The following is a 24,482-nucleotide window of genomic DNA, read 5'->3' as shown; positions in this document are numbered from 1 at the left end:
ATGTCGCCCCCTATTTAATGTTCAATAGATCCGGCAGGAATGTGGAAATCTGCGGGATATATGTGATTAACAATAAGATGATGATGGATGATACGACGAAAGGCAGCACACCTTTCGATATTTGGCCAATCGACGTTTTGGATATGCCTGCCGCGACGAACAAGTTGAGTCCAACGGGAGGAGTAAACAAACCGATCGCCAAGTTCACCGTCATGAAAACGCCAAACACAGTCGGGTCCACGTTAAATGCAAGCATGATCGGTAATAAAATCGGAATGAATATGTAATAAGCAGAGATGGCATCAATGAACATACCTGCAATAAGCAATATAATATTTACGAGCAATAGGATGATGATTGGATTATCCGAGATGCTCAGCATCGCGTCTGAAATCTGTCTTGCAATCTGTTCCGTCGTGATGATATACGCATACACGGAAGCCGCACTGACGATAAACATGACAACCGCCGTTTGAATAGAAGAAGCAATCAAAATGTCATACAGTTTCTTCAGTGTTAATTCGCGGTAGATGAAGAAGCCGACGAACAACCCGTAAAATACAGCGACAACTGCCGCTTCAGTCGGTGTGAAGAAGCCACCGTAAATTCCGCCGAGAATGATGACCGGAATGAGAAGTCCCCAAATAGCGCCTGTAAACGCTTTCAGTCTTTCCTCGCCAGTCGCCTTTTTCGTCATGACTACCTCGATCGGACCTTCCTTCTTCTCTTGTTTCCACCTGACATACATCGCTGCCAATATGAAACCTAACCCTAAAAGCAACCCTGGCACAACGCCCGCCATGAATAATCGGCCGATGGACACAGGAATTTGATCGCCTGCCACGACAGCGAAGACGATGAACGCAATACTTGGCGGGATGATGATTCCGATCGCTCCCGAGCTTGCCACGAGGCCGCCTGCTGTCTCTTTCTTGTAACCACTTTTCACCATCGCCGGCACAAGGATGCCTCCGATAGCGGCTACAGTCGCCGGGCCTGAACCTGAAATGGCCGCGAAGAAGATGGCCGTCAATACAGTAACAAACACAATACCGCTCTTACGATGGCCTACCAGCGATTGAGCGAAATCAATCAAACGCTTGGAAATGCCCGCCTGCTCCATGATGACGCCGGCTAAAATAAAAAACGGAATGGCCAGCAACGTGAATTTCGCTACACTTGTATACATGATGTCGGCAACCAGTTCCAAACCAAATACCCCGCTGCCTGTGAACAAGACGGCAATGGAGGACACAGCAAGTGCAATCGCAATTGGCATACGCAACATGACTAACAGGAAAAATAAACCGAATAAAATAAACGCCATCATGAGAGCTGCTCTCCTTTCTCATCTTGTCCCCGTAATTCTTTTATTGTCGCTTGGATAGTCCGATAGATACATAGGAGTGCGCCAAGCGGCATCGCGAGAGAGAACCACCATTGCGGCCAGCCGAGTGATGGTGTTTTTTGGCCCATATCCATCTGGAATTGCACCATTTGGATTCCGAAATAAAGAAGAACGCCGAACAGCAGGAGCATCATCATACCGACAAGTACGGAAATGACCCGCTTGAAAGCAACATTCGCTATATCATAAAGAAGAGTAAAGCCAAGGTGTGCGTGTTCACGCACACCAATGGCTGTTCCGACAAACGTCAGCATAACGAATAGATTGACGGTCACTTCCTCCGTAAACGAGAAGGAATAGCTTGCAAATCCCCTCGAGAGGATATTGACGAATGCAATGGTTGACATGATGGACAATACGATAGCGACAATCCATTCTTCCAACTTGCTGATTACTCTTTCCATTCATGTAACCCCCAGTATTATTGGTTTTGGAACGCTTTTAGCAAGTCTTCGCCCCAAATGTCCTTATACTTGTCATAGACTGGCTGAACTGCTTCTTTAAAGGATGCCAATTCTTCCTCTGTCGGCTCATAGAACTGCATGCCGGACGATTTCAATGCATCAATTTGGTTTGCTTCTTTTTCACGTGCGATTTTCACTTGGTACTCAGCTGCTTCTTTGCCCAGCTTCTTGAAAAGTTCCTGATCTTCTTTGCTCATCGAGTCAAATAGCTTCTTGTTAATTCCAAGCACAAGCGGATCATAGGAATAGTTCCATGTCGTGATGTAATCTTGTACTTCGTTCAACTTCGAAGAATGAATAACATCAATCGGGTTTTCCTGTCCATGAATCGTACCTTGCTGCAAGGATGTGAACACTTCGGAGAATGTCATCGTCGTTGGATCCGCACCTAGTTCTCTGTACAAGTCCGTATACATCGTGATACCAGGAATCCGGATTTTCATGCCCTTCAAATCTTCAGGCGACTTAATTTCATGTTTGCTGTTCGTAATTTGGCGGAAACCGTTTTCCCCGAAACCTAATGTCTCGACGCCTTTTTCGCGAAGGATGTCAGCTATTGCGTCTCCACCCTCACCGCCAAACACTTTGTCAACTCCGTCTGTATCCTTGAAAAGGAATGGTGCGCTCGCTACTCCAAAACGAGGATCCAAGATCGAATAAATGATTGTCGAGTGGAAACTCAAATCGGTTTGCCCTTTCGCCAATAATTCAACGCCTTTACCGGAATCTCCACCGGACAGCTGTTCATTCGGATAGATTTCGATATTGATACGTCCATCGGTCTCTTCCTTCATATCATTGGCAAGCTTCTCTGCAGCCTTATACCAAGTCGAAGAATCATTAACCGTGACAGACATCTTCAAGTTGTATGACTTATCCTCTGATCCTGCACCTGATTCCGTATCACCTTTCGCTGATGAACAAGCCCCTAGCAATAGCATTGCGGATAAACCGATTGCTCCAAAAATTGTGCTCTTTCTTTTTCTCATTCCATTTCCCTCCGATTATTGGATTATCTTTTCGTGGATAAAATCCACTAAATGCATGGCTCGTGCAGTCGATGAAAGACCTTCACGCTCCACCCCTACTTTCATTTGAAGCAAGCACCCTGGATTCGTCGTAATAATGGTCGATGCTTGAATCTCTTTCACCTCTTTCATTTTCGATTCCAAAATCTTTGACGCCATTTCAGGTTGAAGCAAATTATAGATACCAGCGGAACCGCAACAGAGATTCGCGCCAGGCATTTCCGTAAACACACTGCTTTGTACCGCTTTTAAGATCGTGCGTGGTTCGTCCGTGACCCCATTTACATTCCGTAAATGACAGGAATCCTGATAGGTGACGATTTCCACAGCCTCTGTGGAAGGCAATTTTTCAAGCTCAGCTACTATGCCGAGCTTCACAAGCAACGAAGAAATGTCGATCTGCTTGTCCACAAAACGTTTTGCTTTTGCATAGAGTTCAGGAGACTCCCCTTCGAACAAACGGTCATACTCCGAAAGAAATGCGCCGCAGCCTCCGGCGTTATTGACAATAAAATCAAATGCCACGTCATCGAACGCTTCGATGTTCACCAAAGCATTCCGTTTGGCTCGCTCCATTTCCCCGCTGTGACCTTGCAACGCTCCGCAGCACTGCTGGCCTTTTGGAAGGACAACCTCGCATCCTAACCGTTCTAGAAGCTCGATCGTATTCCGGTTCGTTTCCTTGAACATCGTGTCCATGAGACAGCCTGTAAAGAAGGCAACTTTTGTTTTTGCCGGACTTCGCAATACGGAATCCCTCTTTCGCTTCGGTGGTTCCGGCAAAGCCCGCTCCATATCTTTCATAAAGGAAGGGAATAATTCCAAGAACCCGATTTTCCGCACCACTTTTTGCAGTCCTGTTTTTTGATAAAATGTTACCAGTTTCACTGCAGCCTGCATTTTTCGCTGATCCGCAAACAGATGGTCAAACGCCCCTTTGCGGATGAGCTTTTCCTTGAGCGATTGATCTTTCGCAGAAACGATAGCGTCTCGCGTCTCCTCAATCAGCGTGCCATACTGCACACCAGCCGGACAGGCCGGCTCACAAGCCCGGCAGCCGAGGCAAAGGTCAAATGCTTCCTCAATGGAACCATCCCATTCAACCACACCGTCCCGAACCGCTTTCATCAAGGCAATCCGGCCGCGCGGTGATTGGGTCTCGTCATGTCCGGAGTGGATGTACGTAGGACAGGCCGGAAGACAGAAACCGCACCGCATGCAATCCATCAGACGGTCTTCATTCACACGGGTGACGAAGGATTGCCTGATTTTTTCAGCCTGAAGGCTACCCATTGTGCACCACAACTCTCTTCTTCGAATCCTTGGCGAAAATCTTGCCTGGATTCATGATGTTCAAAGGATCAACCGCTAATTTAAGCGCTTTCATTAATTCGATGCCTGCCGTGCCGATTTTCCATTCCAAATAGGGAGCCTTCATTTCTCCGACACCATGCTCTCCGGTAATCGTTCCGCCGAGCTGAATCGCTTGGTTGAAAATCTCGGCAAACGCCATTTCAACACGTGTCATCTCATCCTCATCCCGCACATCCGTTAAGATGGTCGGATGTAAGTTTCCATCGCCTGCATGGCCAAATGTACAAATGAGAAGGTCATATTTTTTCGCGATTTCCTGGATAGCTCTCACCATATTGGCAATTTCCGATCGCGGCACCGTTGCATCCTCCAAAATGGTCGTCGGACGTTTTCTCGCTAGTGCCGACAGGGCAACCCGCCTGGCGGTGCTCAGCTGTTCCGCTTCCTCGGCTGATTGTGCCATTTGTGTAGAAGTGGCACCTTTCTCCTGACAGATCTGATGAATGAGTTTCATATCTTCCGTAACGACTGCAGGTTCGCCATCCTGCTCAATGAGCAGCATCGCTTCACAGTCTGTCGGAAGACCGATTTTCATATAATCCTCAACTGTCTCGATCGTCCCTTTATCCATGAATTCCAGCGTAGCCGGTACGATCTTCGCAGCGATAATCGCCGAAACCGTCTCCGCCGCCTTTTCCAATTTGTCATAGAAAACGAGCAGTGTCTGTTTCGTCTTCGGCGCCGGAATCAATCCAAGTGTAATCTCGACAATGACCCCAAGTGTCCCTTCCGAACCGACATACAAACTCGTCAAATCATAGCCCGCCACGTCTTTCGTCAACTTTCCTCCGGTCGTCAGCAGCTCCCCGGATGGCAGAACCACCTTCAACCCTTTTACATAATCCCGGGTCACGCCATATTTCAATCCACGCAATCCACCGGAATTCTCCGCAACATTTCCGCCGATCGTTGAAATCTTCATCGAACTCGGATCTGGCGGATACAGGAAGCCTTTCGACTCCACCACTTCATTAATCTCCCGAGTAATGACGCCCGGCTGAACCGTAATCGTCAAATTCTCCTCATCCAGCTCCAGAATTTGATTCATTCGATTGAACAGAAGAACAACGCCCCCTGACGTCGGCGCCGTGCCCGCTGCCAAATTGGTTCCGGAACCACGAGAAACGATCGGCACCTCATTCGCGGCACACACTCTCACGATTTCCTGTACTTCCTCTATCGAAGATGGCGACAACACCAAATCAGGCAGTGCCTGAAAATTCGCGGTCGCATCATAGGAATAAGCCAACTTCTGAGCGGTCGTCGTCTTCGCATAAGAACGGCCAGTGATCGCAATCAGCTGTTCCATCACCCGTTCATCCATTCACCCGCCCCCTTCAACTTTCTGATTCTTGTTTTCATTCTAATAGTCTGAAGATTTATATGATATAGTCGCACACACAACCTTTCGACAAAATTTAGACATAATTTTTGGTTCTTTGTACAAAAGTCGCAGGAAATGTTTAGTGATAAACTCATACAAAAGGTCGAATGAGGATGATACTTTAGTCTGTTAGAGTGAATGAGGATTGGTTTGATTATGGAGTTTAATAATGGTGTCTTGTGTCCCGGTAGATTCAATTTCAATAGAAATCATCACAGGTAGGAACGCGATACGAGTGGTTAGACTGCTTATTCGAGCGGTTCACGAAATATACGAGCTGTTGCCAACTTAAACGAGTGGTTCGACAGGAGAATTGAGCGGTATTGGAAATATACGAGCGGTTGATGGATTATACAAGTGGTTCAGGCAAAGATACGATCGGTTAGCCTGCTTATTCGAAGTGTCCACAAAATATACGAGTGGTTCGACAGAGCAGCATTGGAAAGATACGAGCGGTTAACGGTTTATACGAGTGGTTCGACAGAGCAGCATTGGAAAGATACGAGCGGTTAACGGTTTATACGAGTGGTTCCGGCAAATATACGAGCTGTTGCCAACTTATACGAGAGGTTCGACAGGAGAATCGAGCGGTATTGAAAATATACGAGCGGTTGACGGATTATACGATTGGTTCAGGCAAAGATACGAGCGGTTAGCCTGCTTATTCGAAGAGTCCACAAAATATACGAGTGGTTCGACAGAGCAGCATTGGAAAGATACGAGCGGTTAACGGTTTATACGAGTGGTTCCGGCAAAGATACGAGCGGTTGCCAACTTATACGAGAGGTTTGACCGGAGAATCGAGCGGTATTGGAAATATACGAGCGATTGACGGATTATACGAGTGGTTCAGGCAAAGATACGAGCGGTTCGCGAATCAAGAGCTTACAGAAATATTCCGAGTGACTTGTCTGAGCATCTAAAGTGCCCTTTACAAACAAAAAAACCTTGCTACATCGTAACAAGGCGGCTTGCCCTCTCATCCCAAAGGCGAATGCCTAGGTAAAGGAGGAATACGTCATGGATATCGGATACAGAAAGTCCGGTCAGCTGTTCCACTTTTTGGAGTCGATAGGTTAACGTGTTTTTATGGATATGAAGCTTCTGTGCTGTATTTTGCATGGATTGATTTTCACTGAACCAGATCCGTAAATTGTGGAGCAATTCCATATCACTGCCGAGCGGTTCAACCGTCCGGCGAATGAATTCGTCGCATGTCGTTTCGGGCAGGCTTTGGATGATTAAATCAAAACGGAGCTCGCGTTCTAGCACGACTCTGCCTACTCTTTTGGAGACGGCTACTGCCCGTTCGGCCTCGTTAAAAGATTTTCCTAACTCGAGAGGGTGCGCACTGCCTCCAATACCGGCGGCCACCGCGATTTTTTTTCTTCTCTTAAGATGCAGCAGGAAATATTCGAGCTCGTTCATTAATTTGTCTTCTGGAATATCAGGCAATAAAAGAAGGAGTTTATTTTGTCCCCACCGGGTCAATTTCATTTCCGGATGGATATTTTGAATCACAATAAAGCTGTCCAACTCTTCCACAGTAAACTGGTCATCGTCATTAACTGCTTCGATGACAACGACTTGTTTGTATTTTTCAACATCTATCCCGAGCAGGGTGCCCCGTTCCAGAAAACGCTCATCTTTTTTGGACGAAGTGAGCCATTCAAAAACGAAAAATTCCCGTTCCCGTACTTTCTCTTCCTTCTCTTTCCTTTTCAAACTATCTTGAATGAATAACTCGACCACCCGCAAAATCAACTGCGCCTGCGGTTGAATTTTTTCCGGTTCGCCTGTAATACCAAGAACTGCAATCGGCTCACCAGAGATGATAAGCGGCAAAACAATTCCTTTTCGTACACCCCTGAGTCTTTCCAGCTCCTTGTCAGTCATATAGAGGATCTTTTTTTGGCGCAAACTCAGCAAAGCTCCCTCATGAAATTGATTGATTCGTTTTGGATCCGTACTGGCTTGAATAAAACCGCGACGATCCGTCAAAATCACTTGCTCTTGAATTAAGCTGGACAACTCCTCCACAATTTCCTGTCCCAATGTATCAAATTGAAACAATTTGATCCCCCCAAACTTCCCTATAGAAACACATTATCTGAAGAGAGCAAAAATAACAATACGTAATTCGACAAAAAGCGCTAAATTATACTGACAATTTAATTAATCAGAATAAAGTTTCGACACGATCCCCCACCGCCCACAACTGTGGATAACATTATACACAATATCCCCACCTCAAACACTGGCTTTCCGCCTTTATAAACAACTTAACCACAACTTATCCACTTGCTTGTGTGGATAAATAGAACGGTTGTTCCTTATTTTATTTTCTGCTAAAGTAAGAGTAACTCCAGTGCACCACCTACTACAATATGATGAATGATTTTTAATTAGAACTATTTTGGAGGTGAATTGTAATGAGTGAAATGCCTGATGATCTTCTCCTGGAAAGCTATTCGAAAGCTAAAGACTTACAGCTGTGCCGGGATTTTATCCTTTTACTGGAACGAGAAATTCAGCGACGTCACCTACATCCTGTTACCCAATCACCCCGAGAAAAGAAAACGAAAAAGAGCTTCACCATTTAACAGACAATGGGATAGCTCTTTCTTTTTGTTATTTTACTTGAACCTCAACATAAATCCCTTTTTTCATTGGTTTACCGGCTTGACTCGTTATTTTCGGATGGACAACCAACAAGTATTTGCCCCCTGCCAATAATTGTTTTTTCGGAGATATGTGTAACGTCGTGCTGTTCTTTTCTTGAATTGTCACAGGCACTTCTTCGCCGCCCAGTTCAATCAATTGCACCGTGTTGGATGATAGCGTCTTCCAATTCATCTTTGTGTTCATTTCTATTGTAAATGTCTTTGTTTTTGGCACATTAAGCAGTGGACGCATGCGCGAGTATCCTTGCAAACTGGAAATCAGCAGATCACGATGGGCTTGGATAAGTTCGTCTCCAATCTCTGTTTCTTGATCAGGAAGCACTCCCACTTGATCGACAGCTTGCCCTTCTGGAGAATAAAACCGCGCGGTCGTCAGCTTTAAAACACTGCCATCAGTAAATGGATACATCGATTGCATCGTCCCTTTGCCATAAGACCGTTGTCCATATAAGGTCGCTGCACCTTTCTCCTTCACTGTCGCTGAAACCATTTCGGATGCACTGGCGCTGTATTCATTAATTAATAAAGCGGCTGGTCCTTCCAGCATATTTTTCTGCCGATGCGCTTCGTACAGCATCGGTTGTTTATTTTTCTCCCTCAACTGAAAGGCATAACGGACTTCAGGAAAGAATCCCGCCACATCTTGAGCTGCAGTAATATAGCCGCCCCCATTATTCCGCAAGTCGACGATCCAGCTTTCAGCCCCTTTCAACGAACGGATGGCTTCATTCATCTCACCCGCAGCCTCATTGGAAAAACTGTTTAAACGGATATAGCCGATATGCCCGCCCAGCATGGCCGACTCCACGACAGGCAAATGAATTTCCTGCCGCTTCACCTTCATCGTAATCGCTTGTGAAACTCCAGGTCGCTGAATGGATAGTGTGACGACTGTTCCCTCTTCCCCTCCAATCAAAGTAACAGCGGACTGCACTGCCTTGCCCGCAATGGAAGTTCCATTCACATCTGTAATGACGTCGCCCTGCAGTATTCCCGCTTGCTCCGCCGGGCTTTTTGGAATGACTGAAATAATTTTCACGCCTTTTGCATGCTCTTCAAGCACAATACCAATCCCGACAATGCGCTGGTCAATCGCGTTGATAAATCCTTCAAATTCCTTTTTCGTTAGGTAAACAGAATGCGGATCGAGCCCATCTGTTATCTCCTTTCCCGTCTTCTTCGATAATACGGATTCAGGAACAGAATCCACGTATTCATCCCGGATCAGCTGCCGTATATCCTCAATCGGTTCGGCTGAAGCCAAAGAGGCGAATGGCAAATAAAACAGAATGGCTGTGATAAACAAAAGAATATATCGTACACTAGGTCTTTTTAACAGATCAATCGCCCCTTTTCTTCTTATAGTTTCAGTATACATTTTTTTCTAACTTTATCGATACTTTTTTCGTAGTGTGGGGGAATCAAAAAAGTGAAGGAATCCCTTCACTTTTTTTGATACTTATCTATTCGCTTGTATCACATCGGCTCGTTTGCTTTTTACAGAGTTAAGGAAGAACATTATACCAACTGCTATGATTCCTATTACGTCAGTAATCGTTTCAGGTATGATTAACATTAGGGCGCCTGCTGCCAAAACAATTCTTCCAACTACGTTCAAATTCGTTTTGAAATATCCCTCTATAGCAGCACTCAATCCAATAATTCCAACGACCGCCGTAATAGTTATCAATGCGATATCTAATGTAGCAGCAACAGGAAACTCTCTTGCATTCATAGCTACGTTTGTCGTATCGAGCATTAACATAGCTGGATTATAGACAAACATATAAGGGATCAAAAAACCGGCAGCTGATAGCTTCAATGCCGTAAAACCTGTTTTCATCGGGTCTCCTCCTGAAATACCTGCTCCAGCAAAAGCTGCCAATGCAACAGGCGGAGTAATATTGGCAAAGATCCCGAAATAAAAAACAAACATATGAGCAACTAGAATCGGAACATCAAAAGCAGCCAATGCCGGGGCGGCCATTGTAGCTGTAATAATATATGCTGGTATAGATGGCAGTCCCATTCCAAGAATCATTGAGGCTAGCATTGTAAAGAACAGAGTCAAAAATAAAGAACCTGCACCTAAGCTAGCTATGGAGGTTGTCATCACATTCCCGAAACTTGTTAAACTAACCACTCCAATAATGATACCAACCACAGCACATGCAACCATGACAGATAGCGACTGCCGTGCCCCACTATCGAGTGCTCCTAAAATATCTTTAAATGACATTCTCGTCGTTTTTCGGATTGCCGCCACAATTATAGTAGCAATAATTGTATAGAAGGCAGCATGTCCAATTGGGACATTTCTATAGAGTAAGTAGACAAGAAATAAAATCGGCAGCAATAAATGCCCGCGTTCCTTCATAACTTCTTTTACACGCGGCAGATCAGGCTTTGGAATGCCTTTTAGATTTTCTTTCCCCGCTCTAAAGTGGACCTGCATGATCACCGCTAAAAAATATAATACAGCCGGAATCAATGCAGCCAACGCAATTGTTCCGTATTTTACACCTGTCGTTTCAGCCATGATAAAAGCGCTTGCCCCCATAATTGGCGGTAATATTTGCCCCCCAACTGATGCACTCGCTTCTACAGCTCCCGCGAAATTTTTAGAGTATCCTACACGTTTCATCATCGGAATGGTAAAGGCACCGGTTCCTACTACGTTCGCAACTGCAGCTCCATTGATGCTTCCCATGAAACCACTTGAAATTACAGCTACCTTAGCTGGCCCTCCTTGTTTATGTCCAGCTAAAGCAAGTGCTAAATCGTTGAAAAACTGTCCCATCCCTGACTTCGCCAAAAAGGCTCCAAACAATATAAAGAGAAAAATAAAAGATACGGAAGCTCCGATTGCGGTCGAATATAATCCTTCCGTCTTTAAATACATCTGGCCAAAGATGTCTCCAAGATCATATTGCCTTGTCATCATCTTCACCGGCAGCCAATCCATATGGCTGAAAAATGGATACGAAAGAAATAGCAAAGCTAAGAGTGGCAATATCCAGCCAGTAACCCTTCTGGCTGCTTCTAATATGAGTACTACTGCCAATATAGCCATTACAATATCAGCAGTATTCGGAATTCCTCCCCTGGAGGTAACAATTGCAGAATACTCCCAAATCAGATAACCCGCAGTCCAAAGCGCTAAAACGAATAGTAGCCAATCGTATATAGCAATCTTACTTCTATCTTGTTTTCCATGTGTAGGATAGATTAAAAAGATGAGGGCTATCCCAATGGCAACATGAACAGCACGCTGTTGCAAGGCTGGCATTGGATAAAATGTGATATATAAATGGAATAGGGAATAAAAAATAGCGATCGCTGATACGAATAGAACGATTTTCTTATTCCTTAACTTCCTTACTTTTGATTCGGTATCAAACTTTTCGAGTAATTCGGATTGCTGTTCTTCTGTTAATGATTCGGCAAGTATACCTGCCTGCTCTTTGCTATCTTGTTTAATCAATTGACTCACCCCAAATCCACCTCCATAAAGAAATTTTCACGATACGTATGGTGATCGTTTCATAATCATCCATCAATTGATATAGAGGTATTATTTTCTCATGTGTGTATAGAGTAGTTTTAACGTTTTCAGATACAGTTACAGTTACCTCACTCATCTTTCTATCTACCACCATGTGGATAAAACCATCATTAGACTTTATTATTCGGTTCTCCGTTGGAACCCCTGCACCAAACGTTTTGAATTTTGTTGACTTTAGGTACAGCTCGCCTCCTTTTAATTCGTATGTTTCAAACCATGGTTCTTTTTCTACCGAGTGAATCCAACCAAGTTGAAAATCATTGCTCTTTAAAAGAAAGCTTTGATTTTGATAACACACCTCAATCGAAGGTATCTTCACCCAAAAAAGACAAAATAGGAGCACGAATAGCATCATGCCCCCACCGACATACAATTTACTTTTGTTCATCGTAGTACTTTTTTGCGCCAGGGTGGACAGGTGCCACCATTCCTTGTTGTGCATTTTCTAGTGAAATATCATTAGCTGCCTGATGAGAATTGCCTAATGTCTCAAGACTATCAAAGAATTTTTTTGTTAGTTTGTATACATCATCTTCACTCATTTCACTGCTTACCACTAAAGCATTCATAATAGCTGCAGTTGGAACAGCTTCTGCATTGCCATACGTATCTGCTGGTATGTCCATTGCTACAAAATATGGTTGGTCTTTAGAGATTTCCTCCACTTTTGCACTGTCCACAGCAACTAGAGTTAAATCGATACTTGCTGCAAGCTCCATAACTGACGAATTCGGTAAACCACTTGTTAAAAACGCAGCGTCTATGCTTCCTGATTTCAGTCCATCAGCCGCTTCTGCATAACCAAGGTAATCCACCTTCAAGTCATCATATGTAATCCCAAAGCCGGCAAGAAGATTTCTTGCGTTCACTTCAACACCTGAATTTTGATCTCCCACAGCTACACGTTTACCTTTTAAATCTTCTATTGATTTGATTCCGGAATTGGCAGTCGTTACGATTTGCACGTAGTTTGGATAAAGAGCGGCAATCTGCTGAACATTCTCGACTTTCTCAGGAAAATTACCAGTTCCTTCGACAGCTTCAGTTAACACATCACTCATGACAAACGCCATCTCGACTTTCCCTTCCTTGATTAAATTGATATTTTCAACGGAAGCTCCTGTAGATTGAGGCTTAGAATTGACACCGAATTCATTGGAATATTCATTTGCAAGAGTCGTTCCGATAATATTATAAGGACCTGAGGAACCGCCAGTTGCTATTGTAACTATTTTGGCATCAAGTCCGTCTGAACTTGACGTTTTCGTTCCTTCCTGTTTTTCCCCATCTCCACATGCCGAAAGAAGAGATGCACTTAATAAAGCGCTTACAAAGAGCAAGCTATACTTTCTTTTCTTCATTTAACTCAACCCCCAAAAATTTTCTAATAACTTCAACAATAATATAGTAATCTATCTTTAAAAGCAAGTTTGTTATTTTAGGAAATAATTTCAATTCTCACTTGAGTTATCAACATAGTAGTTATTTTAATCTAACATCTCCCTACTTTTTGCCGATATACTATGTAGACATTACATTCCAATTCCTCGTTTTGCATAATAGTTGGACTAAGTGAAATAATAATCAAATCGGCGAGCCAAAACGTGTTATAATAAAAGGAAAATAAATACTGCAAGGGGCCATCTTGGAAGTGATGTCTACTTCCAGGAGGTCCTCTTTTGCGGACGAAGGGGTAAATGAAGGAAATTGAAACGATTAGTGTTCATCATGATGCTGTTCATCTTAGCCTATCCAGCCATTGCGGATGCAAGCAGTCCGAAGGCGGTTCATATTACAGAAACGACGCCGGTGTATAAAGAGACAGGCAAAGTAGCGGTTTTTCTGAAAGGGACTTCCCATGCGGTCATTAAGGAATCGGACAAGTATTACTACACGGCAATCGGTGGTGAAGAAGTCAAATTCTCCAAGCAACGCGCAACGCTCTCGCAAGAATCCCCCGGCAATTGGAAAGCTGTGCATCCGGTCCGCGCCAAAACAACCGGTGTCGCCACGATTTTAGAGAAACCATCCTTACAGGCCAAAACAGTCGGAACGATTCAAAAGAACGAGACAGTCCACCTCCAGCGCATGAAAGGAAATTACTATCCGATCAATGTTGGAGGGAAAACGGGATATATCCGTAAGGACCAAATACAAATCCAGCCAGGTATACCGGTTCTCATGTACCATGATATTGTGGAACGAAAAGTTGGCAACAATGCATCTGAACTGGAATTGAAGAAGTTTAAAGAACAGATGGCCTATTTAAAGAAAAACGGCTGGACGACCATTACCCCAGCCCAACTGGAGCACTGGGTCGAGAAGAAAGGTACATTGCCGGCAAAATCGGTCCTTATTACGTTTGATGATGGCTATGTGTCCACAGTCGACTTGGCGTATCCGATTCTTAAAGAATACGGCTTCCAAGCCACTTCATTCCTAATTACGAGCCGCATTGGCAGAGCCGGCATGGTAACGGAAGAGGATATTAGGAATACGCAAGACGTTTATTCCTACCAAAACCATACTCATCGCTTTCATATGTTCAATACAATGACCAATCTAAGCATTATGCAATCGGAGTCACGTTATGCCATTGCTGCTGATTTGCAGGAAGCGAATGAAGCAATAGAACCGTTGCTCACAAATGGCAGCTCCGTTTATGCCCATGCGTATCCATACGGGAAATATAGCAAGGAAGCCGTTCAAGCCTTAGCGGATTCACATATTTCAATCGCCTTCACAATTAATGAAGGAAACGTCTACCAAGGAGATCCTATTTACGCATTGAATCGCCAGCGGGTTCATTCCGCCATGACCATCCAGGAATTTGCGAATAAGTTAATTGGAAAATAAACATCATTTGACCGTAAGGCGATTGCGCCTTCCGGTCTTTTTTCATTCCCTCAGCATACTTAGTTCAAAATTAAGTCTAAAAAAACCTACAATCCTTGCGAACAATCCATTGTTTAGCGCTCGGCATACTCGTCTATGCTAGCCTATGTGCCCAAGTGTTTCGTGACGGCTACTTTGGATGCAAACCATAAAAGCATGAAAATGGATTTAGCACTTCCAATTGCCCTTAGCGGAAATAAACAATGGAGAGCGGAGGAATTCCTTACATGTATGATGTCATTGTGATCGGCGGAGGACCTTGTGGCTTAGCGACTGGTCTCGCCCTTCAAAAAAGAAAGATTTCTTATCTCATAATCGAGAAAGGCGCTATTGTAAATTCGATTGCCGATTGCCCACTCGATATGCGCTTTTATAGCACATCCGATCGCTTGGAAATCGGAGATATCCCTTTCATTTCTCAGGAGGTGCGGCCGACCCGGACGGAGTTATTAAAATACTACCGCCTTGTTACAGATCGAAATGACATGAATATTGCATGCCATGAAAAGGTGGTACATATTTCAAAGAATAAGGACTTGTTTTCGGTCCGTACTGTTGATCAGAAAGGTGCCGACATTACGTACCAATCCCGAATGCTCGTCATGGCCACAGGTATTTTTGATCATCCGAGAAAAATCGGCGTTTCCGGTGAAGATTTACGGAAAGTGAAACATTATTATAAGGAAGGCCATTCGTATTATGGCCAGGAAGTGCTGGTCGTCGGAGGTAAAAACTCTGCTGTAGAAGCGGCAATCGATCTGTATCGAAACGGTGCTCAAGTTACCTTAGTCCATCGCGGGGATTCCGTGTACAAAGGAATAAAACCTTCCTTGCTGCTAGATATCCGGAATTTCATTGAAAAAGAAAAAATAAAGTTCTATCCAAATTCCAGTGTTACGGAGATTGGAGATTCCGAAGTTTCTCTACATACTCCTGCTGGACCGATTACTATTTCCAATGATTATGTGTTTTCATTGATCGGCTACCAGCCCGATACCCAGTTGCTGCAGCAAATCGGCATCACATTGGATTCTGACACTCTTGTACCTTCATTTGATCCAGAAACGTATGAAACGAATGTTACGAACGCCTTTCTTGCGGGTGTAGTCACTGGCGGCATTACGAATACCGTCTATATTGAAGGCGGCCGATTCCACGGTGAAACGATTGCATCGGAAATTGAAAAGCGTATAGCCACTTCTTCTATTGTCAGTTATCCGAATGTACGTGAAGCCTAGCATTATCCAAGCCTGATTTCGTAATTAATCGAAATCAGGCTTTTTTTGTTTTTTGCTGTTCGCATGCAAAGGAGATGAGCCAATTTTACTTGCTAGCAGTACTCTTGAACCTTTTTCATTCTCTAATTAAAAAGAAAGTATTGAATTTCTATAATTATATGACATAATGAACGTTAATTAACTAATACATTACTACATATATGTATTAAAGGGGGAAATGGAAGAATGAAGGAAATGGAGATAAAGAGTGAAAAGAGGGGGTTATTTAATCGATTTCTCGATTTTATTGAGAAATACGGGAACCGATTGCCTGACCCGGTCATGTTATTTGTTTATATTGCCGTCATCATTTTGATCTGCTCCGCCATTTTTGGAGCGCTCGGCACGACTGCGGTCAATCCGGGAACAGGCGAAGAAATTAAAGTGGTCAACTTGCTGAATGGCGAAGGGCTCATCATGATCCTGACGAATCTCGTGAAGAATTTTACGAGTTTCCCGCCGCTTGGGCTTGTGCTGGTTGTCATGCTCGGCGTCGGACTCGCAGAATCGACCGGTTTAATCTCAACTGTGATGAAAACTACGATTCTCAATGCACCTAAAAAAATTATTCTGCCGACTATTGTGCTCGTTGCCATTTTAGGCAATGCAGCTGCGGATGCGGCAATGGTCGTATTGCCACCCATTGTTGCCATGATTTTCATCGCATTAGGCAGACACCCGATCGCAGGGCTGGCAGCTGCCTATGCCTCAGTTGCCGGGGGATTTTCTGCAAACTTGATCTTAAGTGTACTTGATCCTCTCGTTGCTGGTTTTACAGAGATCGGTGCGCAAATTTATGACCCGTCTTACAAGGCGAACCCTGCTATGAACTATTACTTCCTTGCTTTTTCCACACTCGTATTGGTTCCCGTTGCCGTGTTCGTGACAACTAAAATCGTGGAACCGCGACTCGGCAAATATGAAGGTGTTACGGAGGAGCTAGAGAAAGTTACACCGGCGGAGAAAAAAGGATTGCTTTGGGCTGCCATTTCCGTCGCGGTCATTCTTGGCACTGTTCTGGCTCTTTCCATTCCGGAAAACGGCATCTTCCGTCACCCTGAAACGGGTGGGCTGACTGTATCCCCGTTAATGGATAGCCTCGTTCCTTTAATGATGATCCTGTTTCTCGTTCCTTCTATTATTTATGGAAAAATCGTTAAGTCGATTACAAATTCAAAAGACTTCGCAGACCATTTGGCCAAGGCGATGTCCGGGATGGGCATGTATATCGTCATTGCATTTGTCGCTGCTCAGATGATTGCTTATTTCAATTGGAGCAATCTCGGTCCGATTGTTGCGATCAAAGGTGCTGAAACACTGGAAGTACTTGGATTGAAAGGTGTCCCGCTCTTCATAGGTTTCATTATCGTGGCGGCATTGATCAACTTCCTGATCGCCAGTTCATCTGCAAAATGGGCCATTTTGGCGCCGGTTTTCGTGCCGATGTTCATGATTATGGGCTACAGTCCTGCACTGACTCAGGCTGCTTACCGTATTGGCGATTCTATAACCAATCCGATTACACCGATGCTCGCCTATTTCGCTATCGCATTGACGTTTGCCAAGAAGTATAATCCGAAAATGGGAATCGGAACGTTCATGACGTCTTTATTGCCTTACTCCATTGCATTCGCCATCATGTGGATCATTCTCTTTGCAGTTTGGTACCTGCTCGGTATTCCGCTCGGGCCTGAAGGTGAGATTTTCTTATCTAAATAAGCAAAAAAGGGCGTCTCCATTGGGAACGCCCTTTTTATTACTTAACATAGTGGCCAGCTGACCGTAGCGTGTGCTTCAACACTTTACCGGAAGCGTTGCGCGGCAGCTCATGTAAAAATTCCACTTCCACTGGCAGCTTATATTTCGCAAGCTGTGAACGGCAATAAGCGAGAATTTCTTCCTCCGTAATTGATTCTCCATCCTTAACAACTGCGTAGGCTTTCGGCACTTCACCGAGAACTTCATCCGGAACGCCGACAACCGCCGCTTCTAGCAGCTCGGGAATTTGATAAAGAACTTCTTCCACTTCAACAGGATACACGTTTTCTCCACCTCGGATGATCATATCCTTTTTTCTGTCCACGATATACAAAAGACCGTCGTCATCCATTCTTCCGAGATCCCCCGTATAGAGCCAGCCATTACGTATTGCCCGCCGCGTCTCCTCTTCATTCTTCAAATACCCTTTCATTACTTGCGGGCCTTTCATGACAATTTCACCGACTTGGCCGACTGGCAGCGATTCTCCAAATTCATCGACTACTCGCAGTTCGGTTTGCGGCAAGGCCTGCCCCACTGAGCCGATCTTCTCAAGTGCCAAATGATCCTTCAAAGTGGAGGCGGCTGGTGTATTCTCCGTCTGCCCATAGAGATTTTGTACTTTCACATTCGGGAAGGTTTCCTTCAACTTTTTCACCATTTCATACGGCATCGGAGCGGCCCCATAACAGAACAGCCGCAAAGAAGGGATGTCGATCTCCTTCCGGTTCGGCAAATTCAGAAGTATCGTATACATGGCAGGGACGCCGAAAAAGATGGTCGGCTGCGTCTTTTTCATCAGCTCTACTGTTCCGGTTGGAGAAAAAGCCTCTTCCACGATGACGGTTCCACCTTTGTACGTAACCGGAATCGCAAACACATGGCTGGCAGCACAGTGGAACAGTGGTGTCGAAATGAGCATGCGATCTTCACTCGTTATCTCCATCGATTCGGACCAAATTTCAGCAGTTGAAACAATATTTTGGTGTGTCAGCATGACCCCTTTCGGCTTGCCTGTCGTACCGGATGTGTACATAATGACGGCCGTATCATCCGGTTGGAATGAAACTGGCGCAAAGTCGGAAGTTTCCTGTTCAATGATTCTAATAATGTCTCCAGCAGGTCCGAGGGACAATTTCTCACGAAAATCATGCGTTGTTTGTTGAATCACCTCTTCCAGCCTGTCATCATAAATCAGCGCTTTCGCTTCTGAATGCTGAAAGATATATTCTACTTCTGGAGCGGCCAGCTTCGTATTGATCGGCATGACCGTATAGCCGCCAAGCTGGATGCCGAAGTAACAGACGAGAAAGAGATCGGAGTTTAACGAATAAAGGGCGATAATATCGTTTTTTTCATATTCTTTAGCTTGTAAATAAGCTGCTATCCGTTTCGCTTTTTCATAGAACTCGCCATACGTCCACTCCCGACCGTCGAACGAAGTATACACTTTGTTTGGCTGATTTGTTGCATGCTCCTTAAGAACGTCGATCATTAACATAGTTGTCCCCCTATCACCAATCATATTTCTTTCATACTATCAACAGAATCTTTGGATTACAAGTTATTTTACTACTATTCAGATATATTATTATTTAAAAAAGGACAGCAATTGAATGCTGTCCCATCTAGTGTTTATATTGAAAATTGTTGAATCATTTCCTGAAGATCCATTGCCCGTTTGCTCAAATCATTTGCGACTGCATTGATCTCTTCAATGGTCGCTAATTGTTCTTGAATGGCGGCTGTATTCTCCTCATTCTGACTAGTTGAAGCATCAGCCTGTATTGCTATTTCTTGAACAGATGCTGAAACCTGCTCCGCACTCGCCGAGATTTCTTCCGTCGCAGCCGAAACCTCCTCTATTTGTCCATTCATCATTTGGACTGCATTAACAATGATTGAAAATGCGTCACCTGCTTCGTCGATCACTTTCACGCCCGCCTCAACATTCGCTAAACTCTTTGAGACAGCTTGTTCCACGTTTTTAGTGTTTTTTTGAATCTCGGCTGTCACATCGACAATTTGAGTGGCCGATTGCTTTGATTGTTCTGCCAGTTTGCGAACTTCATCCGCCACGACAGCAAAGCCTTTCCCGTGCTCCCCTGCGCGTGCAGCTTCAATTGCCGCATTCAATGCAAGAAGATTCGTCTGCTCCGTAATATCTGTAATGACTTTCGTAATATTTTCAATCTCAGCCGTCTGTTCACTAAGTCTCTTTATTAACTCATTTGTTTGATATGAAGAATCGTAAATAAGGTTCATTTGCTCTTTTGCAGTCATGACGGACTTCTCACTGTCGCCTGCAAGTTTTTCAGTGTTTGAAGCATTTTGCAGCAGCCCTTGTGCCGATTCTGCTATACGCTGGACACCTGATGCTGTTTCCTCCATTGCATAGGAACTTTCTTTAGCGGAAGCAGCAGCGATTTGGGAGCCACCTAACATTTCTTCCATATTACGATTTACTCCTCGAGAAGAGCGGGTTACCTCTTCAGTACTTGCCGAAAGTTCCTCCGCGGACGCAGTAACGTGTAACACACTTTCGTTCACATGTCCTATGACAGTACGCAAATTTTGCTTCATTTTATTAAATGCAGTAGCCAATTCTTTTAGCTCGTCTTTTGATTTAACAATTATATCTTCTTTTGTCAGATCTCCATTCGCAATAATGTTAGATGCTTCTGCCAAACGCTTTACCGGCCTAGAAATATTCCTGTTAATTAGTGTTGCTATTAGTAAACCGAGTAAAACGTCAAATATTGAACTAACAATTAACCCTCGCATTGCCTGAGAGGCTTTCTTATCAGTCGTTGCTCGATCAAGTGAAACATGTTCAGTTTGATAATCGACCATTTTTTGAGCAGCTTCTTCTATCCCCATGTTCGCCTCGCGAACTTCGCCGTTCATTGCTATAGCCGCTTCGTCCAAATTGCCCTTTTGAACCTGTTCAACTATTCCAAGTGCCCCTTGGTCGAATAGTAATATTTTCTCTTGAACTTCCTTAAGGTATCCTTTCATCTCATCAGAATGAACATACCCCTCTAGTTCTTTTACACGGTCTTTCAATATTTGTTGGTTTTCCTTCAGACTGTTTAAGGAATGCTCATCCTGTTGTAATATGTATGCCCGGATATAGAGACCTTGCAAAGCCATCTGTCTCTGGATATCATTAGCCAGTTCAGATTGTTTAACTCTGTTATCAATCATTTCTTCATAGTCGCTCTTCACATTCTTCAGTTGAGAAATACTGTAAATAGAAAATGTAACCAATATTAAAAGAACAATACCGAAACCACCATAAATCTTTTTTCCAATTGTCATACCTAGACTCCTCACCATGATTTAGTAGTTTCATTACAATAACTTTCCCTTGTAAAACTTTACCCCCTAGTGCAAGGGAAACACTATTTCCAGAATAAAATCTCCCCTATTTAATACCATTACCTGATATTATATTTAAATTATCGGTACGAAAGTTCTATATTTAATAGTCTCCATAAATTTTTCTCAACCCGCCGAATAAAAAATCTCGAAATGAAGAATTATACTTTCAATACTATTTAAATATAGATAGAAGGCAATTGAAAATCATCCATTTTGAATAGATATTTATTTTTCCATAATAAAACACCACGGAAAATATCTTCCATGGTGCCTCTAATCTCTATTGTTTTCCGAGCAGCCTTACTAGAACCTTCGCAAGCAATTCAGTGCGTTCCACAAAAGATGCAATTTCCAAATATTCTTCATCGCTATGTGCATTTCCTCCAATTGGTCCAAGACCATCAATTGTAGGGATTCCTAAGCTGGATGTAAACGAAGCATCCGACCCGCCGCCTGTTGCGACATCCGTAATGGTAATCCCCAGCTCCTTGCCAACCTCTTGAATAATGCTTAGCAACTCCACCGTTTGCTCATTCTTCTCCATCGGAGGACGGTTGAGGCCACCTTCTAAAACGATAGACGTTCCAGCCACATCCGGTACCTCACAAATCTCTCGTATACTCCGATCCAGCCACTCTGCCTGATCCGCGGATGTAATCCGAACATCCACATGCCCTACTGCCGAAGGGGCAATCGTATTGACTGATTCCCCTCCCTCAACGATGCCGACACTGACACTGACGCCCGCTTCATGGTCTGTCAGGGCATGCAATTTAATAATTTTATGCGCCAGTTCCTCAATCGCACTGATACCATTTTGCGGTTCGATGCCCGAGTGAGCCCCCTTGCCTTTAATATACATCGTATATCGTCCACCGCCTCGTCGCGCAGTTACGAGAGAGCCGTCTTTCCGCGCCGGCTCCATGACAAGAGCATATTGTTTTCCTGCCGCACATTCTTCAATCAGTGATCGGGACGTCGGCGACCCGATCTCTTCATCCCCATTCAAGACAATCTGCACATGCCCAAGCACCTCCGGATGATGCTCTTTGAGCGCTTTCATCGCATACAACAAAGCAACCTGGCTCGCTTTCATGTCGATGACCCCCGGCCCATAAGCCCGGTCCCCTTTGACTGTGAACGGGCGCTGCTTCGCTGTACCTGTTTTAAAGACCGTATCCATATGGGCGATAAACAAAATAGTCGGTTTGATCTCGCTGTCCTGCAAAGTTAAAACGATGTTATCCCCATTTTCCGATTGCTCGTACATCTTCGGGCAGAAGCCAATCTGCGTATACTGTTCGCGCAACACCTCTCCTACGTTGTCAACGCCTTTCTTATGTGAAGAACCGGAATCAATAGATACAAGCCGCTCCAACAACGCCAGCATCTCAGACTCTTTCGATTGCAGATAGTTTTTCATGGGTTGTGTCTCCTTTCTAACTTTTCTATGTATTCATTATATAGAAACACATCTTTACTCACAATGTTGTCATGACAAGTTACTCCTACACAAACTAGGAAATGTTCTGTGCCGTGTTAGACTTTTGACTCTTTCTGTAAAGATTTTCACTTTCCTCACTTTTATCGGAACTTTCACTTTTATTTCGTATATAGGAAAGTAAGTATTGTTAGGAGGCTTGTTTTCTTGAAGACACTCTCTCTTTTTATAATTACTATGTCGTTAGTGTTTTCGCTTATAGGCTGTGATCATAACGATCAAAGAAGTTTAAAAGATTATGAGGACAGCGACGTTGCGGCAATTGTGAGAGACAAGGAGATTACAATAGGTGAATTGCGTTTTTTGTATGCAGACAACGAAGTATTGAATAGTATTGATGATGCTGTACGAATGGAATTAATGATACAAGAAGCTAAAAAAATGAATTCAGACGTACCTGATAAAATCGATTCGATGACGAAAACATGGAAAACGATGTCTCTAGACGACATTGAAATGGAAAATTCTCAGCGAGCGTTTATAAAATCGCAGGCTGGAAAGTTGGGTATGGATCCTGACGAATATTTTAAAGAGTGGCTAGAAATTACAAGTGTAAGAAGTTTGTATATAATGGAATATACACAAAACGCATTCCGTAAGCTAGAAGCATTTAACGAAGAATTAGCAGCGTACAATAAGGAAGTAAGTGAACATCTTGATGAATTAACAAATGCAAATGAGAAGGATATAAAAATATTAATTCGATAACTTTACATGAATACACCCCAAAAGTTAGATATCTCCTCTAACTTTTGGGGTGTATTTCACTTGGACGCCTCATCTGGTTTCTTATTTTCCTGATGAATATTTTTACCTTTTTGATTCCCTATGCCGTGATGACTCTGAGATTCCGGCTTCTTTGGTTTCTGCCCATTGCCAACAGGATTCTTTTGTGAATTGCCTTTGATTCCTTTTCCCGTATCGACCGACTCCGTTTTACGAGTGTTGTTTTGGCGTTTTTCAGCAACTTCTCTGGACGGAATATTTTCAGATGGCTCTTTCTCTATAATGTCTTTCGTTGTGTTCTTCTGTCCATTCTGTCGCATTTCCGGTTCGGAATGCGGTTGAATGGCTTTTTCCTTCTGTACTGGTCCGCCGTTGTGCTCTTTTACTCTCTTTTCATTTTCTACTTCTTTTTTCATATCGGTATTGGAATTATGGGACTTCGGCTGAATGTTTTGTTGCTTTTTATATTGCTGAATGGAGGTATCTTTTTTCTTTGCTAGTTTTCGTTCTTGTTCGGAGCTCTCAACTACCTGTAACTTCACTTCTGCCTGACTGTTGCGGGCCGATTTGATAGCGGTATTCATAATATCTTTCATCTTGGCGCTTTTTTCATTATCTTTGAAGACAAGCGTCACTACCATCTCCTCTGCACCACTTTCATCAGCTATCTCATGCGCAGCCTTCCCCAGAACATCATGGATTGGCAATCCAACCCACCCAGAAAGTAACGTTTCAGATACCAACTTCTGCGTATCGCCAAATTGATGATAGCCAACCACCATGCCACGTTGATCCACACCGAATTCCAAAGCAGCTTTCGACTCCATTTGTACATAGGCAAGTGCTTTTTCGTTATCAGGATAAATAGATGCAAAGAGAACTACCAAAAGCATTGCAGCAGCAATAACAGGGCCGTATAGTAAAGGCTTCTTATGGAGGCGGGGCGACGAAATTGGACGAAACTCCACCTCTTGGCCAATTTCAGGGTTATCGCCAATAGGACATCCGCGCACAAATTCACCATCGCTCGTCAA

Annotated in this window: 22 protein-coding genes; 8 read left to right on the top strand and 14 right to left on the bottom strand. The window is 43.8% G+C overall.

Annotation, left to right across the window (positions count from 1 at the left end; all coding sequences use genetic code 11):
- Window positions 1-10 precede the first annotated feature (10 nt).
- From L7D49_RS09510 to L7D49_RS09490, 5 genes are read right to left on the bottom strand one after another with little or no spacing between them, the layout of a single operon-like run.
- Window positions 11-1,330, bottom strand: a complete 1,320-nt coding sequence (locus L7D49_RS09510; RefSeq protein ID WP_238080588.1) for a TRAP transporter large permease — start codon at window positions 1,328-1,330, stop codon at window positions 11-13.
- A complete protein-coding gene (locus L7D49_RS09505) occupies window positions 1,327-1,812 on the bottom strand; it encodes a TRAP transporter small permease (RefSeq protein WP_238080587.1) in 486 nt (161 codons plus the stop codon). Before L7D49_RS09505 ends, L7D49_RS09510 begins: the two co-directional genes overlap by 4 nt.
- Window positions 1,813-1,829: 17 nt before the next feature.
- The gene (locus tag L7D49_RS09500; RefSeq protein WP_238080586.1) at window positions 1,830-2,861 is read right to left on the bottom strand and encodes a DctP family TRAP transporter solute-binding subunit; all 1,032 of its coding nucleotides are present in this window, start codon (window positions 2,859-2,861) and stop codon (window positions 1,830-1,832) included.
- A 15-nt stretch (window positions 2,862-2,876) separates the two neighbouring features.
- Window positions 2,877-4,193: a (Fe-S)-binding protein gene (locus L7D49_RS09495; RefSeq protein WP_238080585.1), complete on the bottom strand. Its 1,317-nt coding sequence runs from the start codon at window positions 4,191-4,193 to the stop codon at window positions 2,877-2,879.
- A complete protein-coding gene (locus tag L7D49_RS09490; protein ID WP_238080584.1) occupies window positions 4,186-5,598 on the bottom strand; it encodes an FAD-linked oxidase C-terminal domain-containing protein in 1,413 nt (470 codons plus the stop codon). Before L7D49_RS09490 ends, L7D49_RS09495 begins: the two co-directional genes overlap by 8 nt.
- 373 nt (window positions 5,599-5,971) lie before the next feature.
- Here L7D49_RS09490 and L7D49_RS09485 point away from each other — a divergent pair, with 373 nt between their 5' ends.
- From L7D49_RS09485 to L7D49_RS09475, 3 genes are read left to right on the top strand one after another with little or no spacing between them, the layout of a single operon-like run.
- Complete coding sequence (locus L7D49_RS09485; protein ID WP_238080583.1) at window positions 5,972-6,118, top strand: hypothetical protein; 147 nt, start codon at window positions 5,972-5,974, stop codon at window positions 6,116-6,118.
- Window positions 6,119-6,130: 12 nt separating this feature from the next.
- Window positions 6,131-6,388 carry a hypothetical protein gene (locus L7D49_RS09480; RefSeq protein ID WP_238080582.1) on the top strand — a complete coding sequence of 86 codons (258 nt, stop codon included), beginning with the start codon at window positions 6,131-6,133 and terminating at the stop codon, window positions 6,386-6,388.
- Complete coding sequence (locus L7D49_RS09475) at window positions 6,348-6,581, top strand: hypothetical protein (protein ID WP_238080581.1); 234 nt, start codon at window positions 6,348-6,350, stop codon at window positions 6,579-6,581. Before L7D49_RS09480 ends, L7D49_RS09475 begins: the two co-directional genes overlap by 41 nt.
- A gap of 28 nt (window positions 6,582-6,609) precedes the next feature.
- On the opposite strand, the gene L7D49_RS09470 is transcribed toward L7D49_RS09475, so the two are convergent.
- Window positions 6,610-7,731, bottom strand: coding sequence for a CdaR family transcriptional regulator (locus L7D49_RS09470; protein ID WP_238080580.1), 1,122 nt, complete (start codon window positions 7,729-7,731; stop codon window positions 6,610-6,612).
- A 359-nt stretch (window positions 7,732-8,090) separates the two neighbouring features.
- Between L7D49_RS09470 and sda the strand changes: the two genes are divergently transcribed.
- On the top strand, window positions 8,091-8,261 hold the full coding sequence (gene sda / locus L7D49_RS09465) for a sporulation histidine kinase inhibitor Sda (protein WP_238080579.1): 171 nt from the start codon (window positions 8,091-8,093) through the stop codon (window positions 8,259-8,261).
- A gap of 28 nt (window positions 8,262-8,289) precedes the next feature.
- Here the strand turns inward: sda and L7D49_RS09460 are convergent, their stop codons facing one another.
- The 4 genes from L7D49_RS09460 to L7D49_RS09445 all read right to left on the bottom strand — a co-directional run bounded on the left by L7D49_RS09460 (window position 8,290) and on the right by L7D49_RS09445 (window position 13,268).
- A complete protein-coding gene (locus L7D49_RS09460) occupies window positions 8,290-9,720 on the bottom strand; it encodes a S41 family peptidase (protein ID WP_238080578.1) in 1,431 nt (476 codons plus the stop codon).
- Window positions 9,721-9,801: 81 nt separating this feature from the next.
- On the bottom strand, window positions 9,802-11,793 hold the full coding sequence (locus L7D49_RS09455; RefSeq protein ID WP_238080663.1) for a TRAP transporter permease: 1,992 nt from the start codon (window positions 11,791-11,793) through the stop codon (window positions 9,802-9,804).
- A 25-nt stretch (window positions 11,794-11,818) separates the two neighbouring features.
- Entirely contained in the window at window positions 11,819-12,295 is a 477-nt protein-coding gene (locus L7D49_RS09450; protein ID WP_238080577.1) for a DUF1850 domain-containing protein, read from the bottom strand.
- A complete protein-coding gene (locus L7D49_RS09445; RefSeq protein ID WP_238080576.1) occupies window positions 12,282-13,268 on the bottom strand; it encodes a TAXI family TRAP transporter solute-binding subunit in 987 nt (328 codons plus the stop codon). Before L7D49_RS09445 ends, L7D49_RS09450 begins: the two co-directional genes overlap by 14 nt.
- Before the next feature lie 346 nt (window positions 13,269-13,614).
- Here L7D49_RS09445 and L7D49_RS09440 point away from each other — a divergent pair, with 346 nt between their 5' ends.
- From L7D49_RS09440 to L7D49_RS09430, 3 genes are all read left to right on the top strand, one after another.
- A complete protein-coding gene (locus L7D49_RS09440) occupies window positions 13,615-14,763 on the top strand; it encodes a polysaccharide deacetylase family protein (RefSeq protein WP_238080575.1) in 1,149 nt (382 codons plus the stop codon).
- A 266-nt stretch (window positions 14,764-15,029) separates the two neighbouring features.
- Entirely contained in the window at window positions 15,030-16,040 is a 1,011-nt protein-coding gene (locus tag L7D49_RS09435; RefSeq protein ID WP_238080574.1) for a YpdA family putative bacillithiol disulfide reductase, read from the top strand.
- A 234-nt stretch (window positions 16,041-16,274) separates the two neighbouring features.
- The gene (locus L7D49_RS09430) at window positions 16,275-17,798 is read left to right on the top strand and encodes an AbgT family transporter (RefSeq protein WP_418895871.1); all 1,524 of its coding nucleotides are present in this window, start codon (window positions 16,275-16,277) and stop codon (window positions 17,796-17,798) included.
- Window positions 17,799-17,835: 37 nt separating this feature from the next.
- Here the strand turns inward: L7D49_RS09430 and L7D49_RS09425 are convergent, their stop codons facing one another.
- The 3 genes from L7D49_RS09425 to L7D49_RS09415 all read right to left on the bottom strand — a co-directional run bounded on the left by L7D49_RS09425 (window position 17,836) and on the right by L7D49_RS09415 (window position 22,644).
- Window positions 17,836-19,338 carry a class I adenylate-forming enzyme family protein gene (locus tag L7D49_RS09425; protein ID WP_238080572.1) on the bottom strand — a complete coding sequence of 501 codons (1,503 nt, stop codon included), beginning with the start codon at window positions 19,336-19,338 and terminating at the stop codon, window positions 17,836-17,838.
- 134 nt (window positions 19,339-19,472) lie between these two features.
- Window positions 19,473-21,158, bottom strand: coding sequence for a methyl-accepting chemotaxis protein (locus tag L7D49_RS09420; RefSeq protein WP_238080571.1), 1,686 nt, complete (start codon window positions 21,156-21,158; stop codon window positions 19,473-19,475).
- 343 nt (window positions 21,159-21,501) lie between these two features.
- Window positions 21,502-22,644, bottom strand: coding sequence for a M20 family metallopeptidase (locus L7D49_RS09415; RefSeq protein WP_238080570.1), 1,143 nt, complete (start codon window positions 22,642-22,644; stop codon window positions 21,502-21,504).
- Between the two features lie 225 nt (window positions 22,645-22,869).
- On the opposite strand from L7D49_RS09415, the gene L7D49_RS09410 reads away from it, so the two are divergent.
- Complete coding sequence (locus tag L7D49_RS09410; protein ID WP_238080569.1) at window positions 22,870-23,430, top strand: hypothetical protein; 561 nt, start codon at window positions 22,870-22,872, stop codon at window positions 23,428-23,430.
- 56 nt (window positions 23,431-23,486) lie between these two features.
- Here the strand turns inward: L7D49_RS09410 and L7D49_RS09405 are convergent, their stop codons facing one another.
- Window positions 23,487-24,482, bottom strand: coding sequence for an anti-sigma-I factor RsgI family protein (locus L7D49_RS09405; protein ID WP_238080568.1), 996 nt, complete (start codon window positions 24,480-24,482; stop codon window positions 23,487-23,489).

Source organism: Sporosarcina cyprini (assembly GCF_022048975.1).
Classification (GTDB): Bacteria; Bacillota; Bacilli; order Bacillales_A; family Planococcaceae; genus Sporosarcina; species Sporosarcina cyprini.
The sequence above is the reverse complement of the archived record's forward strand: the minus strand, read 5'-3'. Positions and strand labels throughout refer to the sequence as shown.